Consider the following 17,329-nt stretch of genomic DNA (forward strand, 5'->3'; position numbering starts at 1 on the left):
TGCATTCCCATCATAGGTAGACCGTCATGGGTGGGTAAATCGGCACAAAACGACAATCCGAATAAACAACAAAGTCGCCGCCGCGCTTATGCTTCATCACCCACGGTCGGAATGAACTGCCCTTGACGGGGTTGTAGATGTTTCCGCTCCCACGCACAACCCCGACCGCAACGGGACAGCCAACGAAGGAGGTTGCGGTTGATCGAGAATCGAGGCCCCGGCGTTGTAGGCGGAGATAACAACGCTCTTATGCGCCTAAGCACAGGGCCTGGAGCCCCGCCCCGCTCAAAACACCTTCACCGGTACATTCACCACCAACCGGTACTCCATATTGTTGCCATCGGAGTAATAGTGCGAGGCGTTGTGCCACATCGCGATGAACGTGACCTTCGTGTCCTTGAAGCGGCCGCTTTGCAGCGTATAGCTCGGAATGAAGCCGAACTCGTGATGGTGGCCGTGCACCGGTTCACCGTTCTTCCAGTACAGGTTGTGCAGCGGCGCGGACGCCGAAGCATTGTCCGCGGCACCCGCCGACGCATCCGCACCCCAGCCGTACTCGCCCCAGAACATCGCCTTGAGCCCCGGCACGCCGGCGTATTTGCCGTCGAACGTGTAGCGCAATTGCAGCGACTGCTCATGCGGCGCGTTGTAGTCGACGTCCATCGAGTTGGTCAGGTAGATACCGTTGGTCTCGTTGACGTAGTCGAAGAACTGATCGCCGAGCACCTGCTGGTAACCGAGCAGCAGCGCATGTGGGCCGTGCTGTGCGGAAACCGACAGGCTGTACGCGTTGCTGTTGATATGCCCCTGGCGTGATGCGCCGGTATCGTGCGTCGAGTAGATATTCGCGAGACCGCTCCACCTGATCGTGGTCGGGTCGCCGAACGACTGCGCGACCGAGCCATAGTACTGACGCCAGACGTCGTCCGCCTGGTCGACGTACAGCGCCATTTCGCCGTTCTTCGCGTAGTGCCACGTTCCGCCCACGTAAGTCAGGCGGTCGATGCGCGTGCCGCCGTACGAGGTGGTCAGGTTAGTCAGGTTCGTGTGGCCGCGTGCATCGACTTTGGTGAAACTGCCGGCCTCCAGCGTCGTGTGAACCAGATCGTTGCTGACCATCGAAACACCGAGGAACGTCGGCGGCAATGCGCGGTTGTCATGCGGTTCGAGGAACGGATTGGTGACGGTCTGCAGACCGTACTTCACGACCGTTTCCGAAATACGTCCCTTGATGTCGTACATGCCGGGGTAAGCCCATGCGAGCTGCTGCGAGCCGCCGCCGTCCTTGCCGACGTGCACCATGTTGCCGGCGCCGTTGCCGCCGTCGAGCTTGAGCGCGGCGAACAGTGACGCGTCGACACCGAAGCCAACCAGGCCCTGCGTGAAACCGGATTCGTAGTTGACTTGCGCACCCTGAACCCACGCGTGACGATAGATCGAGGTGGGCGCCTGGAAGTAGTCGGAATAGTTGCGGAACTGCAGGTTCAGATGGCTATCGGCGATAAAGCCCTTGCTCGCTGCCTGGCTCGACGGCGGCGTGGCTGGCGTCACCGTCTGGCTGGCTTCCGCATTGACGACGGCATTGGTGGTGTCGGGTTGATCGTTGCGCACCTGGCCGCCCTGTTCGGCTCTGCGCTTGCCGGGCGTGTTGGCTTGCGAACTTTGCGAGGCGGGCGTTGCTTGCGATCGTTGCGCAGGAGAGGAAAACGTTTGCGCGAGTGTTTGAGTTTTCGTCGTATCGGAGGTGGGCTCCAGTACGACGTCGTCGGCGTAGGCACTCGCGCCGATGGTCAGCGCGGGCAGCGTGAATGCGCAGTAAAAGAAGGTGGCTGCATTAGTTTTTTTTGACCACTTTTTTGTTCGGCTATCTTTCATGTAGTACGTCTCTGTTATTTTGGTGAGTCTTTGGCTGGCGTTTAGCCAGTCCACGCGTATCGTTTGTCCCGCTGATGGCAGGACGAACGAATCCAACGGCGCGGCGGCCCGCCGCGCCGGGGAATACGGTTTAAATTTTCAGACTGATCTCTTTAGCGATGCCCTAAGGGGACTGCTATGGAGGCGTCGTTCACGCGAATGCACGCGACGCGTGTCGCGCTCGCGCCATGCGTGACAGCCTGCGGAATCTCGCCAGCGCAGGCCTCGATCGCATCCGGGCAGCGTGTGCGAAACGCGCAGCCGGAGGGTGGGCTGAGCGGCGACGCAATCTCGCCGCGCAACAGCAGATGACGGCGTGCGCGTTCAACCACCGGATCGGGCACCGGCACGGCCGACAGCAACGCACGTGTGTACGGATGACGCGGCGTGCCATATACGTCGCGCTTGTCGCCGAACTCCATCACACGACCCAGATACATCACCAGCACGCGGTGGCTGATCGCCTTGACGACCGCGAGATCGTGCGCGACGAACAGCAGCGACAGCGACAACTCGCGCTGCAGATCGCGCAGCAGGTTGACGATTTGCGCCTGAATCGAGACGTCGAGCGCCGACACCGGCTCGTCGCAGATTACCAGTTGCGGTTCGCCGATCAACGCGCGCGCAATCCCGACGCGCTGACACTGGCCGCCGGAAAACTCATGCGGATAGCGGCGCAGATGCTGCGCGTTGAGGCCGACGCGTTCGAGCATCGTCAGAACGCGCCGTTGCACGTCGGCGCGGGCAATGTCCTGGCCATGCGTGCGCAAGGGTTCGGAGACGATCTGTTCGATCGTCATGCGCGGATCGAGCGAGGCGAGCGGGTCCTGGAAAATCATCTGCACATCGCGGCGCAAGCGCGAGGTATCGCGATGCGCCCCCGTCAGGACGGTTTCCTTGTCGAGCCAGCGCACGCTGCCGCTCGCCACCGGTGCGAGCCCGATGATGGCGCGCGCGAGTGTGGACTTGCCGCAGCCCGATTCGCCGACGAGGCCCACGGTTTCGCCGCGCCGCACGCTGAACGACACGCCGTCCACTGCGCGCAGCGTTGCTTTGCCGGACCACGGAAAGCCGCCGCGCGGCACGCCGAACTGCACCTTGAGATTGTCGACTGACAACAGCGTTGCCGGACTTTGGCCCTGGCTTGCAATGGAAGTGGCGTTCATACGTGTTGTACCTCCATGATTTCCTGCGCCGGCCGGTGGCACGCGCGCAACGCATCGACAGCCGTAGGCGACGCGATAAGCGCAGGCCGCGACTCGCGGCACCGGTCGGAGCAATACGTGCAGCGCGGTGCGAATGCGCAGCCTTCGCCGACTTCGCCGGGTAACGGCGGGTTGCCGGGAATGGTTTGCAGCGGACGGTCATCGTCGTCGGTCAGGCGCGGCAGTGCGTTCAGGAGACCGATTGTGTACGGATGCGTCGGTGCGGCGAACAGCGTGGCGGCGTTCGCCTGCTCGACGGTTTGGCCGGCGTACATCACCATCACGTCGTCGCACAAACCGGCCACGACGCCCATATCGTGCGTGATCAGGATGATCGCGGTGCCGCGTTCGCGGTTCAGTTCGCGCAGCAGCTCGATGATCTGCGCCTGCACGGTCACGTCGAGCGCGGTGGTCGGCTCGTCGGCGATCAGGATTTCCGGCTCGGAGAGGAGGGCCATCGCGATCATCACGCGTTGCCGCATGCCGCCGGAAAATTCGTGCGGATACATATTGATGCGCCGTGCGGCATCGGGAATACGCACCGTTTCGAGCGTTTCGATGGCGCGGCGGCGCGCTTCGCGGCGCGACATCTTGCGATGCAGTTGCAGCGTCTCGGTCATCTGCCGTTCGATCGTCAGGAACGGGTTGAGCGAGGTCATCGGGTCCTGGAAGATCATGCCGATGCGGTCGCCGCGAATCCTGTTCAACGCGGCTTCGTTCATCGTCAGCAGGTTTTCGCCGCGATAGGTCGCGGCGCCCGACACCTTGCCGTTGCCGGCAAGCAGACCGAGCAGCGCCATCACCGTCTGGCTTTTGCCCGAACCCGATTCACCAACGATGCCAAGCGTGCGGCCCGCTTCGAGCGAAAACGATACGCGCTGCACCGCGTCGACGGGTGCGCCCTCGCGGCGCGTGAAGCGCACGCTCAGGTCTTTGACTTCGAGTAGCGGCATGTCAGCGGTCCTTCGGGTCGAACGCGTCGCGCAGACCATCGCCGACGAAATTCACGGAATACAGTGTGATGCACAGCATCACGGCCGGGCACAACAGCAGCCAGGGCATCGAATCGAGTTTCTGCGCGCCGTCCTGGATCAGCACGCCCCAGCTCGTCATGGGTTCCTGCACGCCGAGGCCGAGGAACGACAGCACCGATTCGGTGAGCACGATATTCGGCACCGTCACGCTCGCGTACACCACCACCACGCCGAACAGGTTCGGCACGATGTGGCGCGCGATGATCGAACGCGAACTCACGCCGATCGCACGGGCGGCGTCGATGAATTCGCGCGAGCGCAGCGACAGCGTCTGACCGCGCACCACGCGCGCCATGTCGAGCCACGAGAACGCGCTGATGGTGAGCACGACCAGATAGAACGCGCGGCCGAACAGCGTCATCATCAGGATGGCGATCAGCATGTAGGGGATCGCGTACATCATGTCGACGATACGCATCATCACCGCGTCGACGCGGCCACCCAGATAGCCGGCGGTAGCGCCATATGCGACGCCGATCAGTCCCGATACCAGTGTGCCGAGCAGGCCGACTTCGAGCGACACGCGACCGCCTTGCAGCGTGCGCGCGAGCAGGTCGCGACCGAGTTCGTCGGTGCCGAACCAGTGCATGTTTTGCAGCGTGGGCGCGAGGCTGATCGCGCTCCAGTCGCTATCGATCGGATTATTCGCCAGGAACCACGGACCGGCCACGCAGGCAATCACGATCAGCAGCAAGACGACAAAGCCGGCGAACGCCGCGCGGTTGCGCACGAAGCGCGCGGCAGCGGTGGCGAGCGGGCCGCGCGAACGCGGCGCGTTGGCAATGGCCGCGAGCGGATCGAGCGCCGCGGCAGTCGTTTGAAATGAGCGGGCCATGGATCAGTACCGGATGCGCGGATCGAGCCATGCATACGCGAGGTCGACCAGCAGATTGAACAGCACGGCGACGGCGGTCGTCAGCACAACGAGGCCGAGCACGAGGGTGTAGTCGCGATTGATCGCGCCGTTGACGACCAGTTGGCCGAGACCCGGCAGCGCGAACACCGATTCGGTGACCACGGCCGCGGTGATCGACGAGATGCAGATCGAGCCGAGCAGCGACACGACCGGCATCAGCGCGGGCTTCATCGCGTGGCGCAACACGATCGTGCGGCCCGGCAGACCTTTGGCGCGCGCTGTGCGGATGAAGTTACCCGACAGCACTTCGATCATGCTGCCGCGCATCACGCGCGCGATCCCGGCGACGTTGATGATGACGAGCAGCACGATCGGCAGCACGCGATAGCGCCACTCGCCTTCGCCCCAGCCGCCTGCCGGCAGCCAGCCGTGGCCTTCGGAAGTCTTCAGCAGGATCGCGAAGATCCACACCAGCACCGGCCCGAGCACGAACGGCGGCACCACGTTGCCGATATTGCCGAGCACCATCACGAAGTGATCGACGAAGCGGTCACGCCGCACCGCGGCCAGCGTGCCGAGCGCGACGCCGATCACCAGTGCGATCGGCACCGATACGCCGCCGACGCCGAGACTCACCGGCAACGCTTTCCACACCAGATCGTTGACGCTCCAGTCGGCGTAGCGGAACGACGGGCCGAGGTCGCCGTGCAGCAACGAACCAAGGTAGTGGAGGTACTGCAGCCACAACGGTTCGTCGAGGTGATACTTGGCGTTGAGGTTCGCGAGCACGGCCGCCGACAGGTGTTTCTCCGTGTCGAACGGCCCGCCGGGGGTGAGGTGCAGCAGCAGATAGCACGCGGTGATAACGGCGAGAATCGTCGGGATCGCCCAGAGCGTGCGGCGCAGCGTATAGGCCAGCATGACGGTGCTCCCGCGCTTAGTGCTTGATCAGATACATGTCTTGCGTGGCGCGCTGGTCGACGTAATTGGTCGACGTGTAGCCGCCGACATACGACTTGACCAGCCGGTCCGCCGAGTACTGGAAGAGCGATACCAGCGGGTAGTCGTTCATGGCCAGATCGTGCGCCTGCGTGAGCAGGGCAGTGCGCTTCGCGTCGTCGAGCTGCAGGTTACCTTCATCGACCAGTTTGTCGACTTGCGGGTTGCAGTAGCGCTGATCGTTCTGCACGCTGTTGCAGCGTATCAGATCGAAAAACGAGTTGGCGTCGTTGTAATCGACAAACCAGCCGTCGCGCGAGGCCTGCACCTTGCCGTCGTGGCGTTGCTTGAGCAGGACCTTGTATTCGACGTTTTCGAGCTTGGCGGTCACGCCGAGCTTGGTGCGCCATTCCGAGGTGGCAAACAGCGCGACCTTCTTGTGCAGGTCGTTGGTGTTGTAAGTGAGGGTGAACGTCAGCGGCTTCGCGTCCGAATAGCCTGCGGCCTTCAACAGATTGCGCGCGTAATCGACGCGCTTGGCCATCGGCCAGCTTACCCAGTCAGGCGTGAAGACGTTCGAGCCTTCCGTGCCCTTGGCGATCAGGCCGTACATCGACACCTCGCCGTCGGCCGTTATACGCTTGGTCAGCAGGTCGCGATCCAGCACCATCGCCAGCGCCTGGCGCACTCGCTTGTCCTTGAATGCCGGGTCTTCGTTGTTCAGGCTGTAGTAGTAGGTGGCGATCTGCAGGCCGGTTTTCAGTTCGGAGCCGAACTGTTTGCTGACCTGCGCATAGATGCCCGACGGAATCGAATACGTGTAGTCGAACTGGCCGGCCTGATACATGCGCATCGCCGTTTCGTCGTTTTCGATCGGCAGATAGGTCACTTTCGTGATCACGACCTTGCTGGCGTTCCAGTACGTGCTGCTTTTGGATGCCACCAGCCGGTTGCTCGGCTGCCAGTCGGTCAGCACATACGGGCCGTTACCGACGAAGTTGCCCGGACGAGTCCAGTCGCCGCCGAATTTGGTCACGGTCTCACGATTGACCGGGGCCATGGCCGGCATGGCGGTCAGTTGCGGGAAGAAGGCGGCCGGCACTTCGGTGGTGACTTCGAGCGTGTACGGATCGACGGCACGTGCGGCGAGGCTCGTCAGCGGCGCCTTGCCGGCGAGGATCGCCTTGGCGTTCTTTACGAATTCGACCAGCACCGTGTATTTCGAACCCGTTTTCGGATCGAGCACGCGTTGCCATGCATAGATGAAGTCAGCCGCCGTGACCGGCTGGCCATTGCTCCAGCGCGCGTCGTGGCGCAGCTTGAAAACCCACGTAGTCGGCCCGGTGCGCGTCCACGATTGCGCAACGCCTGGCACGATCGCGCCGGCCGCGTCGATGCGCGTCAGACCTTCGAACATGTCGAGCGCGATCGTGTCGCCGGTCCAGGATTCGATATGGGCGGGGTCGAGCGATTCGGTTTCGGCCGGTACCTGGCGGGTCATTTCCTGGCTGGCGGCGAGGGTGACACCTGCGGGTACGTTGACGGCGAAGGCGGAGGGCTGAAACGTAAGGACGAGCGCGGTCAGCGCCGTCGCGTAGGCAAACGGGGTTTTCATCGGTTGAGGTCGCAGGAAAGGTCGAGAGAAGAACGCGCTGGCGCCAGGGCGCCCGGTTATCTGCGGTGCTCGGGGCGGGGCGGCCCTTGTTGCCCGTGCTGGTTGCGCGACATGCAGGATTCCTTACATTTCGTAATGCAGGCAAACCCTGGCCGGATCAACCGGAAAAGGTGCCTGCCTCTTAGAACAGTCTTGGTGTGCCCACCCAGACGACTACCGTCTCGATACGCGCGGTATTCGCCCAGCTATGAGGCACCGTCGATTCGTAATGCGCGCTGTCTCCCGCGTGCAACACGAACGTCTTGCCTTCCAGCGTCAACGACACTTCGCCGCTGATCACATACATAAACTCTTCACCGGCATGCGTGGTGACTTCCGAGCGTTTCTGCCCGGGCGGCATCCTCACGAGGATCGCTTCGAGCTGCCGGCCGCCCGTCAGATTAGTCAACCGTGCAAACAGATTGGCTGAGTCTGCAAAACCGAAAAACTTCAACTGATCGCCGCGGCACATCGAGCGTTCTTCGCTTGGCGTGTCGACGAAATACTGCACCGTCACCCCGAGTGCGTGGGCAATCCCGGCCAGCGAAGTGATGGACGGTGAGGCCAGACCGCGTTCGACTTGCGACAAAAACGGTTTGGAAATCCCCGCCGCTGTTGCCGTTTCATCCAGCGTGCGCTTCAGCCGTTGCCGCAGCGCGCGGATCTTGCTCCCAAGTTCGAGTGCCGGGTTGTTCTTTTGAATTGTCGTGACCATAGCAGGAGGAAATTAGCCCGTCAAAATTTGTTTGATATAAGTAAATATGGTTTGATTGCGGTCCAGGCCGGGGTGGCGGGCCGTTCAGCGCCCGGTCGTGCAAGGGGCCGCAATTTCGAGACAACGCTCTATGTTGCCAGAACCGAAATCCGCGCCAGCCGTTTTGACCGGCAATCGGCGAGAAACTGAAAGCGGATGCGGTAAAGACTGCTGTATGCAATGGGTGTCGGCATTGATGCAAATTGAGTATCAGGAGACGTTAAAGGCATGACATCAAAGACTATTTTCAGCCACACCCGACTGGGGAATGAAGGAATATGGCGCGTAAGAACAGGTAATTGGCGTGGCATCAGTGAATTCCCTGAGTGACGAACCGTGCTTCTGTTTGCAGAATCAGGCCCGCTTGGCGGATGGGCGCACGTGTTTGTATCAGACGCGACGCCGGCCGCTGTTTTTTATTCCGAGCGCAGCGATCCTGCGCGGCGGAGCATTGTCTGGCACGTTCCATCAGAACGCTGGCCGGCATGAGGACATGACCATCACTGCCGATTTTTCCTGCCGCGGGCTGTGTGCCCGCCGCCCGGCGCGGCCGCCATCTGCCGCCCGTCGGATAGCCGTTCCCCACAATGCTTTATCATTGAGCCCGTTCCGCTTGCCGGAACCCGAGCCCGATGTGGCGCAGCGTCCCCCAAGGGCACTTCCTTCGGGACGTCCCGCGTGGCGGGCCTCCATCCCATTCCCTGGTTTTTCTGCTGGTACAGGCGCCTCACTTTGCAACCTGGCTTGCAGATGAGCGCGTAGCTGAGCGTGCCGCTGGCTACGCACATGCCTATGCAAATGCCTGTGCCGCGTCGCGCGGGCTCCGCCGACCGTTTTCCCAGATCCAGTTTTTCGCGCCGCGTGGCCAGTCCGCGTGCCGCTGCAACCGTAAGAACAAGAGGTACATGATGAATTCGTCCAATCCCGCCAGCGCACCGGTCTCGCAGACCCGTTCGTTCTCGACGGTCTTTCTGATCGAGATGTGGGAGCGCTTTGGCTACTACGGGATGGCCGCGCTGCTGGTCCTGTTCATGATCGACAAGCTGAACTTCACCGACAGCCACGCCACCCTCACGTGGGGCGCGTTTACGGCACTGGTGTACGCCTCGCCGTCGATCGGCGGCTGGATCGGCGACAAGATTCTCGGCGCGCGCCGCACGATGATCTTCGGCGCCGGCGTGCTGGCAGCCGGCTATCTGATGCTGGCGTTACCTAATGAGCAATTGAACTACATGTACGCGTCGCTCGGCGTGATCGTGGTGGGCAACGGGCTATTCAAGGCGAATGCCGCGAACCTCGTGCGCCGCATCTATGAAGGCGACGACGCGCGCATCGACAGCGCATTCACGATCTATTACATGGCGGTCAATATCGGCTCGACGGTGTCGATGCTTGCGACGCCGTGGATCAAGGACCATTGGGGCTGGCATACGGCATTCGCGGTCTGCTGCGCCGGCATGCTGCTGTCGGTGCTGAACTACTTCATCATGTTCCGCACGCTCGCGCATATCGGCTCCACGCCGGACGCCGAGCCGATTCGCTGGAAACGCGTCGGCGCGGTTGCGTTGGGCGGTATCGTGCTTGGCGCGGTCACAATGTTCGTGCTGCAGCACAAGGCGATTGCGGTGGCTTGCGTGTACACGGCGGGCGTCGCGATTCTGGCGATCTTCGGCTACATGCTGGTGAAGTGCGAACGCTCAGAGCGCTCGGGCCTGGTGGCGGCGCTGATCCTGACCGCGCAGGTGATCCTGTTCTTCGTGTTCTACGTGCAGATGTCGACGTCGCTCACGCTGTTCGCGCTGCGCAACGTCGATCCACGTTTCATTCTGTTCGGCCAGACGTGGTTCACATGGAGCGCCGCGCAGTTCCAGGCGCTCAATCCGATCTGGATCATGTTGCTGAGCCCGGTGCTCGCGCTGCTCTATACGAAGCTCGCGAAGAGCGGCAAGGACGTGCCGGTCGCGGTGAAGTACGCGTTCGGCTTCGCGGTGGTGGCGGCCGGCTTCTTCGTCTATGCGGCGAGCGGCAACTACGCGGTGAACGGCCGCGTGTCGTCGTGGTTCATGGTGGGCGGCTACGGTTTGTATTCGCTCGGCGAATTGCTGGTGAGCGGCCTCGGCCTCGCGATGATCGCGCGCTACGTGCCGGCGCGGATGAGCGGCTTCATGATGGGTGCTTACTTCGTGGCGACCGGTGTTTCGCAGTATCTGGGCAGCGTGGTGGCGAACTTCGCGCAAATGCCTGCGGGCAATCTCGATCCGCTCGAATCGCTGCCGCTGTACACCAAGTTGTTTAACGGCTTGGGTTGGCTTGCGGCGTTGGGCGCGCTGATCGCCGTGCTGCTGTTGCCGCTGATGCGCAAGCTTTCGCGTGAGCATCAGCGTTGCGGCGATGAAGCGCGTGAGAACGCGCGGCAAGCGGCTGCATTGAATGGAGTAGTGGCGGAGTAATCGCTTCCGGTAGTGCAACAAAAATGGCGCGCGTCGTATTACAGAGGCGCGCCATTTTGCGTTTTATGCGCGGTTCCTTGTCGTAAATGTCCGGTACGTTTCTGCTCCGATGGCGGCGACGGAGGTAAGCTTACGGTCGGTATTGGTCTTTCGGAATAAGCATTTCCCGGATATTTAAGGTAGCCACTCGGATGGACATCCATATCGCGGTCGACGGGCGTCACGATCTGTCCGGACAGATCTACCGGCAGTTGCGTGCCGGCATACTCGAAGGGCGCCTCGCCGGCGGCACGCGTTTGCCGTCCACGCGCGATCTCGCCACGCAATTGGGCGTCTCGCGCAAGACGACGCTCGACGTGTTCGAACGCTTGCTTTCTGAAGGCTATTTGAGCGCGCACGCCGGTTCGGGCACCTTCGTCGCCGATGGTCTGGAGCGTCTGCCGGCGGAGCGCTCGTCGCATGCACTGGCGGTTGAGTCGGCGCGCGAGCGGGCGAAGGCGAAGCCGAAAGCGGCAGCGCGTGCCCAACCGCTGTGGGAAGAGATGCCCGAGACTTTGCCATTGCCGCGGCCCACGGTGGCCTCGCCGCACGATTTCGTCGGCGGCGCGACCGACAAATCGCTGTTCCCCTTCGACGTCTGGCGCCGCTGCGTGAACCACGCATTGCGTGTGCAGGCGCGCGGCCCAGGCACGTATCGCGACGTGGCCGGCGAGCAGGAATTGCGCCTCGCGATTTCGCGCTACCTGGCGTTCAACCGCGCGGTCGCGAGCAACTGGGACGACGTGATCGTCACGCAAGGCGCGCAGCACGCGCTCGATCTGATCGCGCGCATCACATTGCGGCCCGGCGAGATCGCGGCGCTCGAAGACCCAGGCTATCCGCCGGTACAGGCGTGCTTCACGGCCACGGGCGCACGCGTGGTGCCGGTGCCGGTGGACGCCGAAGGCCTGATCGTGAGCAAGCTCCCGGACAAGGCGCGGATCGTCTACGTGACGCCCTCGCATCAGTTCCCGCTCGGCATGCCGATGAGTCTGGAGCGGCGCGTCGAGTTGCTCGAATGGGCGCAGAAACGCGGCGCCGTGATCATCGAAGACGACTACGACTGCGAGTACCGTTTCGAAGGCCGGCCGATGGAGCCGCTGAAGAGTCTCGACCGCGCCGGTCTGGTCGCATACGTGGGGACGTTTTCGAAGACGATTTTTCCGGAACTGCGGGTCGGCTACGTGGTGCCGCCGGCCTCCCTCTATGGCCCGCTTCTCAAGGCCCGACAGATTGCCGACTGTCACGGCTGCACCCTCACGCAAACCGCGCTCGCGACCTTCATGCTCAACGGCGACTTCGCCAAACATCTGCGGCGCATGCACAAGACCTATGCGGCGCGCCGCGCGATGCTGCTGAAGCATTTGCAGGGCGACCTCGCGCCGTGGTTCGAACCGATTGTGCCGACCGCCGGCATCCATATGGCGACGTGGCTGAAGGCGCCGTTGACCGAGGAGGCGCTAGTGAGCGCCGCGCGTGAAGCGTCGATCGGTTTGTATGGGCTCGCGCCGTTTTATCAGCGTGCGAAGCCGCAGCCCGGTTTGATGTTGGGTTACGGCAGCATTGCGGTCGAACATATCGACGCGGCCCTTACCAGGCTCGCCGACATTCTGCCGCGGCTCGCCCGCTGACGACTCAAAACACGCTCGAACATTACTTAAGCCTATCCTTGAAACGGCCTGCGATTTTCTGTCGCAGAGCAATGTTAGCCGCCCCTTGCAGAGACTTTCGCTGCAGGGGGCGTGTTTTTTCCGTCGCGTGAATCGGCGTGGCGAACGCGTCGGCGAGTCACGGTTTCGCCATCGAGTCGCTATCCGTCGACGATCGCCCGGTGCCGAAAGTGCCTCAATTCAGGCGTCGAAATGGCTTGTAACGCACGTTACGTGTTCGTGTTGCAGACCGGTCCGACGCGCGCCGCCGCACGTTTACCCGCTAAAACAAGGATCAAAATGTGTTGCGCAGTCTGCGCCGCGCAACAAACCTTCGCTGTTATACACAAAAGAGTCGCGCAAATCGTATTAGCGCTTGTAGAATCCGGCGTTGAAGCGTGCGCATACCGTGTGCGCTTCGTGCAATTTACTGACCACTACAGGTAGGAGAAACATGCCGACTTCCGCAAAAAAGGTGGCCAAGAAGGCTGCTGCCCCGGTACCGACCAAGAAGGTTGCTGCAAAGAAAGTCCCTGCGAAGAAAGCCGTCGCAGCTAAGAAGGTCGCCGTGAAGGCGTCCAGCGCTCCGTCGCCGATCAAGGACACCTTCACGAAGGCCTCGCTGGCTGCACACGTCGCTGAACGCGCTGCTGTGGAACCGAAGACCGCCAAGGCCGTTCTGGCCGCGCTCGAAGACACGATCCTCGGCGCTGTGCACAAGAAGGGCGCTGGCGAATTCACGCTGTCGGGTCTTCTGAAGATCGTCGTGCAAGCTGTGCCGGCGAAGAAGAAGCGCTTCGGCAAAGACCCGTTCTCGGGCGAAGAGCGTTGGTTCCCGGCCAAGCCGGCTAGCGTGCGCATCAAGGCACGTCCGCTGAAGAAGCTGAAAGACGCAGCAGCAGGCTAATCGTGCTTCATGCGTTGCCGCGGTTTTTGAGCGTGGTTGTTTAACGGTGCGTTTTTAACCGTGCGCTTTTAACCTTGGTTAACGTTTGAGCCGACCCGCAGTGCGAGTTGTCCGAATCCCCGTGGATGCGAATCCGCGGGGATTTTTTATGCGCGCCTGCCGTGGTTTGGCGAACTCGCCGCTGCCCGCCAAGGTGCCGCTTATGCACCGTACTAGCGCATCATGAGCCGCCGCAGTACGATGGCAGCGAGGCCATGCCGGTCGGGATGCGCTGTTGGCGTGCATGCACTGTATTTGGCACGCGAAAAGCTCAATGGCATAGCGCTTGCTTCAACGATTGTCGAACACCGAATGCGCAGCGCATTCGCCTTCTATCCGACAACAAGAGCGGGGCGTGACATGCGATGCTATGACGAGATGCGTCATCATGACGATGCCGTGCGGCCACACTACGCGCGCTTTGAGCGGTGGCTGGTGAAGCAGGGCAATGAGGCGATCGCACGCAAGCGTGCGGAAGCCGACCTGCTGTTCCGCCGGGTCGGTATCACCTTCGCGGTGAACGGCGATTTGTCCGGCACCGAGCGGCTGATCCCTTTCGATCTGATTCCGCGCATCATTCCGCGCAGCGAATGGCAGACGCTGGAGGCCGGTTTGCGCCAGCGGGTGCAGGCGCTCAATCTGTTTATCCACGACGTCTATCACGATCGCAATATCGTGCGTGCCGGCATCGTGCCGGCCGAACAGGTCTATACCAACGCGCAATACCGGCCTGAAATGCAGGGCGTCAACGTACCGCTCGGTGTTTACGCGCATATCGCCGGCGTCGACGTGGTGCGCGCAGGCGACGAGGGCGAGTTCTACGTGCTCGAAGACAACCTGCGGGTGCCGTCGGGCGTCTCCTATATGTTGGAAAACCGCAAGATGATGATGCGGCTTTTCCCCGAGCTGTTCGTGCAGAACCGCATTGCGCCGGTCGCGCATTATCCCGATCTGCTGCTCGACACCCTGCGCTCGGTTGCGCCCGAAGGCGTCGACGATCCGGTCGTGGTGGTGCTCACGCCGGGCATGTACAACTCGGCGTATTTCGAGCACACCTTCCTCGCACAGCAGATGGGTGTCGAACTGGTGGAGGGCAAGGACCTGTTCGTCGACGACAACTATGTGTTCATGCGCACCACGCAGGGACCGAAGCGCGTCGACGTGATCTATCGCCGCGTCGACGACGATTTTCTCGATCCGCTCGCTTTCCGCAACGATTCGGCGCTGGGCGTGCCGGGTCTGTTGACCGCCTATCGGGCCGGACGTGTGGCGCTGGCGAACGCCATGGGCACCGGTATCGCCGACGACAAATCGATCTATCCGTACGTGCCGGAAATGATCGAGTTTTACCTCGGCGAGAAGCCGATCCTCAACAACGTACCCACGTTCCAGTGCCGCAAGCCTGACGATCTCGCATACACGCTCGCGCATCTGCCCGAGCTGGTCGTGAAGGAAGTGCACGGCGCGGGCGGCTACGGAATGCTGGTGGGACCGGCATCGACGAAAGCCGAAATCGAATCGTTCCGGGAGCGCCTGATTGCGCGGCCCGCGGGTTATATCGCGCAGCCTACGCTCGCGTTGTCGGCGTGTCCGACCTTTGTCGAATCCGGCATCGCGCCGCGCCATATCGACTTGCGGCCGTTCGTGCTGTCCGGCAAGAGCGTGACGATGTGCGCAGGTGGTCTCACGCGCGTGGCGTTGCAGGAGGGCTCCCTCGTCGTCAATTCGTCGCAGGGAGGCGGGACCAAAGATACGTGGATGGTCGACTGACGCGGTTGCCAATGCGGTTGCTCATGCTGGAGTTATTGCAGCATTTCATGCAACCGCGCTCGCAACCCAACGTGCCGGCGAAGTAATCGAACCGCCGCCGGTGCACACGGATAACCAGCGCGAGCCTTTTTACTTTTACCAGGGGCTCGCGTCATCAGATACGGAACGCCGTCATGCTAAGCCGAACCGCCGATCACCTCTTCTGGATGGCCCGCTACATGGAGCGCGCGGAGAACACCGCCCGCATGCTCGACATCAACCTGAAGGCGCTGCTGTTGCCGCAAACGCCCGAACAGGAAGCGCGCGCGCAACGCTCGGTGCTGCGCATTTCCGAGCTCGAAAGCGCGTTCGCGCAGCGCTACGACGAACCGACCCGCGAACATGTGCTCGATTTCATGGTGGCCGATGCGACCAATCCGTCGAGCATTCACTCGTGTTTGCAGGCCGCGCGCGAAAACGCCCGCGCCGTACGCGGCACCTTGACGACCGAATGGTGGGAAACCATCAACGACACCTGGCTCGAATTCAACGAACGGAGCCAGTCCGGTCAGGCCGTGAGCAATCCGGGCGCGCTGTTCGAGTGGGTGAAGTTCCGCTCGCACCTGTCACGCGGCGTGACGATCGGCACCGCGTTGCAGGACGACGCGTTCTTCTTCACGCAACTCGGCACCTTCCTCGAACGCGCCGACAACACCGCGCGGATTCTCGACGTGCGCTTTGCCGACGTCGAGCCGAATTCACGCGATGCCGCGCGCCAGCTCGAAGACTTTTACTACTGGACCTCGATTCTCAGTTCGGTGTCGGCGCTGGAGATTTATCGCAAGGTGTATCGCGATGTCGTCACGCCGGCGCGAGTGGTCGAATTGATGATCCTGAACCAGCAGATGCCGCGCTCGCTGCTCGCTTCGCTCGAAGGCGTCTGCACGAATCTGGCGATGCTGCGCACGCCGGGCTCGAACCAGTGCGAACGGTTTGCCGGCAAGCTGCGCGCCGAGCTGGTGTATTCCGACATCCGGCAGATTTTCGAAGCCGGCTTGCACGCCTATCTGACACAGTTCCTTGCTCGCGTGTTCGAGCTCGGCAATCTGGTTGCGCGTACCTATCTGATGTTGCCAGTCGCCTGACGGAGTTCTTTCTATGTACCTGACGATCCGCCACGACACGTCCTATCGCTACGAAGCGACTGTCCATTATTCGATCCAGCAACTGCGTCTGACGCCGGCGAGCGGCGCCTCGCAGGTGGTGCGGCGCTGGAGCATCGATGCGCCGGGCAAGCTCGACGCCACCTTCGACGCCTACGGCAATGTGCTGCATACGCTCGTCATCAACAAGCCGCACAGCGAGATTCGTCTGCACGTAGCGGGCGAAGTGGACACGATTGCGCTGAAAGATGGTCAATTGCCCGACGCGGTCGGGCCGATTCCGCTCGAGCATTTCACCTGCTCGACGCGTCTCACCGAGGCCGATGCGGCAATCCGCGAGTTGGCCGCATCAGTGCCGAGTCTTGCGACATCCGGCAATCTGATCGAGTTGTCCGAACAGATCGTGCAGCGCGTGAAGTACAACACCGGTATCACCGAAGTCACCAGCACGGCCGCCCAGGCGCTCGCGCTCGGCAACGGCGTGTGCCAGGACCACGCGCATCTGATGCTGGCCTGCTGCCGCGCGCGCGGCATCCCGGCGCGCTACGTGAGCGGCTACATCGAACCCGGCGATGTGAGCACCGGAGGAAGTCCCCTTGGGGCGGACCACGGCGCGAGCCACGCATGGGTCGACGTGTGGCTCGATGGCAAGGGCTGGATTTCCGTCGACGTCACGCATGCTGCGTTTGCCAGTGAGATCTACTGCCGGCTCGCCGTGGCGCGCGACTACGAAGCTGCCGCGCCGGTGCGCGGCCGGCGGATCGGCGGGCTGGAGGAGCATCTGAAGGTGTCCGTTACGGTCAGTGGGCAGATGCCGCAATAGGGGGCGGGGACTGACGGTCGGCTCAACTGGGCGCCCGGGGCTGCATGACAGGCCGCCCGCGGCCGCCTCCGCGGTCACATCACAGGACGGCTTACCGGGAGGGCTGGCGAGGCGTTTAAGTGAGCGTCAGCCCGCATAGCCGTTCAGATTCGGC

Annotated in this window: 14 protein-coding genes; 6 read left to right on the forward strand and 8 right to left on the reverse strand. The window is 62.3% G+C overall.

Translation table 11 applies throughout. The features are described from left to right. Positions 1 to 10: 10 nt before the first annotated feature. From M0D67_RS42115 to M0D67_RS24165, 8 genes are all read right to left on the reverse strand, one after another. Complete coding sequence (locus tag M0D67_RS42115) at positions 11 to 157, reverse strand: DUF6402 family protein (protein WP_367619649.1); 147 nt, start codon at positions 155 to 157, stop codon at positions 11 to 13. A gap of 128 nt (positions 158 to 285) precedes the next feature. Then, positions 286 to 1,875, reverse strand: coding sequence for an OprD family outer membrane porin (locus M0D67_RS24135; RefSeq protein WP_266239905.1), 1,590 nt, complete (start codon positions 1,873 to 1,875; stop codon positions 286 to 288). Positions 1,876 to 2,027: 152 nt separating this feature from the next. Next, positions 2,028 to 3,080, reverse strand: a complete 1,053-nt coding sequence (locus M0D67_RS24140) for an ABC transporter ATP-binding protein (protein WP_266239907.1) — start codon at positions 3,078 to 3,080, stop codon at positions 2,028 to 2,030. Then, the gene (locus M0D67_RS24145) at positions 3,077 to 4,072 is read right to left on the reverse strand and encodes an ABC transporter ATP-binding protein (protein WP_266239909.1); all 996 of its coding nucleotides are present in this window, start codon (positions 4,070 to 4,072) and stop codon (positions 3,077 to 3,079) included. Before M0D67_RS24145 ends, M0D67_RS24140 begins: the two co-directional genes overlap by 4 nt. A gap of 1 nt (position 4,073) precedes the next feature. Then, the gene (locus M0D67_RS24150) at positions 4,074 to 4,988 is read right to left on the reverse strand and encodes an ABC transporter permease (protein WP_266239911.1); all 915 of its coding nucleotides are present in this window, start codon (positions 4,986 to 4,988) and stop codon (positions 4,074 to 4,076) included. A gap of 3 nt (positions 4,989 to 4,991) precedes the next feature. Next, positions 4,992 to 5,930, reverse strand: a complete 939-nt coding sequence (locus tag M0D67_RS24155; protein ID WP_054040391.1) for an ABC transporter permease subunit — start codon at positions 5,928 to 5,930, stop codon at positions 4,992 to 4,994. Positions 5,931 to 5,946: 16 nt separating this feature from the next. After that, complete coding sequence (locus M0D67_RS24160) at positions 5,947 to 7,563, reverse strand: peptide ABC transporter substrate-binding protein (protein WP_154562904.1); 1,617 nt, start codon at positions 7,561 to 7,563, stop codon at positions 5,947 to 5,949. A 181-nt stretch (positions 7,564 to 7,744) separates the two neighbouring features. Further along, entirely contained in the window at positions 7,745 to 8,317 is a 573-nt protein-coding gene (locus M0D67_RS24165; protein WP_154562906.1) for a cupin domain-containing protein, read from the reverse strand. Positions 8,318 to 9,264: 947 nt separating this feature from the next. Here M0D67_RS24165 and M0D67_RS24170 point away from each other — a divergent pair. The 6 genes from M0D67_RS24170 to M0D67_RS24195 all read left to right on the forward strand — a co-directional run bounded on the left by M0D67_RS24170 (position 9,265) and on the right by M0D67_RS24195 (position 17,175). After that, positions 9,265 to 10,806, forward strand: a complete 1,542-nt coding sequence (locus tag M0D67_RS24170) for a peptide MFS transporter (RefSeq protein ID WP_266239997.1) — start codon at positions 9,265 to 9,267, stop codon at positions 10,804 to 10,806. A gap of 191 nt (positions 10,807 to 10,997) precedes the next feature. Further along, on the forward strand, positions 10,998 to 12,476 hold the full coding sequence (locus M0D67_RS24175; RefSeq protein WP_266239915.1) for a PLP-dependent aminotransferase family protein: 1,479 nt from the start codon (positions 10,998 to 11,000) through the stop codon (positions 12,474 to 12,476). Between the two features lie 472 nt (positions 12,477 to 12,948). Beyond that, positions 12,949 to 13,401, forward strand: coding sequence for an HU family DNA-binding protein (locus M0D67_RS24180; RefSeq protein WP_007177969.1), 453 nt, complete (start codon positions 12,949 to 12,951; stop codon positions 13,399 to 13,401). A gap of 399 nt (positions 13,402 to 13,800) precedes the next feature. Then, a complete protein-coding gene (locus M0D67_RS24185) occupies positions 13,801 to 15,210 on the forward strand; it encodes a circularly permuted type 2 ATP-grasp protein (protein ID WP_154562910.1) in 1,410 nt (469 codons plus the stop codon). Positions 15,211 to 15,383: 173 nt separating this feature from the next. Beyond that, positions 15,384 to 16,334 (forward strand): alpha-E domain-containing protein, encoded by a 951-nt coding sequence (locus M0D67_RS24190; RefSeq protein ID WP_154562912.1) that lies wholly within the window; start codon positions 15,384 to 15,386, stop codon positions 16,332 to 16,334. 13 nt (positions 16,335 to 16,347) lie between these two features. Next, positions 16,348 to 17,175, forward strand: a complete 828-nt coding sequence (locus M0D67_RS24195) for a transglutaminase family protein (RefSeq protein ID WP_266239917.1) — start codon at positions 16,348 to 16,350, stop codon at positions 17,173 to 17,175. Positions 17,176 to 17,329 lie beyond the last annotated feature (154 nt).

It is taken from the genome of Paraburkholderia sp. SECH4, assembly GCF_030511745.1.
In the GTDB taxonomy this organism is placed as follows: Bacteria; Pseudomonadota; Gammaproteobacteria; order Burkholderiales; family Burkholderiaceae; genus Paraburkholderia; species Paraburkholderia madseniana.

What these genes read in the sequence shown, in the direction of transcription:
- M0D67_RS24135 (WP_266239905.1), bottom strand. Translation starts at nt 1,875, where the DNA reads ATGAAAGATAGCCGAACAAAAAAGTGGTCAAAAAAAACTAATGCAGCC.
- M0D67_RS24140 (WP_266239907.1), bottom strand. Translation starts at nt 3,080, where the DNA reads ATGAACGCCACTTCCATTGCAAGCCAGGGCCAAAGTCCGGCAACGCTG.
- M0D67_RS24145 (WP_266239909.1), bottom strand. Translation starts at nt 4,072, where the DNA reads ATGCCGCTACTCGAAGTCAAAGACCTGAGCGTGCGCTTCACGCGCCGC.
- M0D67_RS24150 (WP_266239911.1), bottom strand. Translation starts at nt 4,988, where the DNA reads ATGGCCCGCTCATTTCAAACGACTGCCGCGGCGCTCGATCCGCTCGCG.
- M0D67_RS24155 (WP_054040391.1), bottom strand. Translation starts at nt 5,930, where the DNA reads ATGCTGGCCTATACGCTGCGCCGCACGCTCTGGGCGATCCCGACGATT.
- M0D67_RS24160 (WP_154562904.1), bottom strand. Translation starts at nt 7,563, where the DNA reads ATGAAAACCCCGTTTGCCTACGCGACGGCGCTGACCGCGCTCGTCCTT.
- M0D67_RS24165 (WP_154562906.1), bottom strand. Translation starts at nt 8,317, where the DNA reads ATGGTCACGACAATTCAAAAGAACAACCCGGCACTCGAACTTGGGAGC.
- M0D67_RS24170 (WP_266239997.1), top strand. Translation starts at nt 9,265, where the DNA reads ATGAATTCGTCCAATCCCGCCAGCGCACCGGTCTCGCAGACCCGTTCG.
- M0D67_RS24175 (WP_266239915.1), top strand. Translation starts at nt 10,998, where the DNA reads ATGGACATCCATATCGCGGTCGACGGGCGTCACGATCTGTCCGGACAG.
- M0D67_RS24180 (WP_007177969.1), top strand. Translation starts at nt 12,949, where the DNA reads ATGCCGACTTCCGCAAAAAAGGTGGCCAAGAAGGCTGCTGCCCCGGTA.
- M0D67_RS24185 (WP_154562910.1), top strand. Translation starts at nt 13,801, where the DNA reads ATGCGATGCTATGACGAGATGCGTCATCATGACGATGCCGTGCGGCCA.
- M0D67_RS24190 (WP_154562912.1), top strand. Translation starts at nt 15,384, where the DNA reads ATGCTAAGCCGAACCGCCGATCACCTCTTCTGGATGGCCCGCTACATG.
- M0D67_RS24195 (WP_266239917.1), top strand. Translation starts at nt 16,348, where the DNA reads ATGTACCTGACGATCCGCCACGACACGTCCTATCGCTACGAAGCGACT.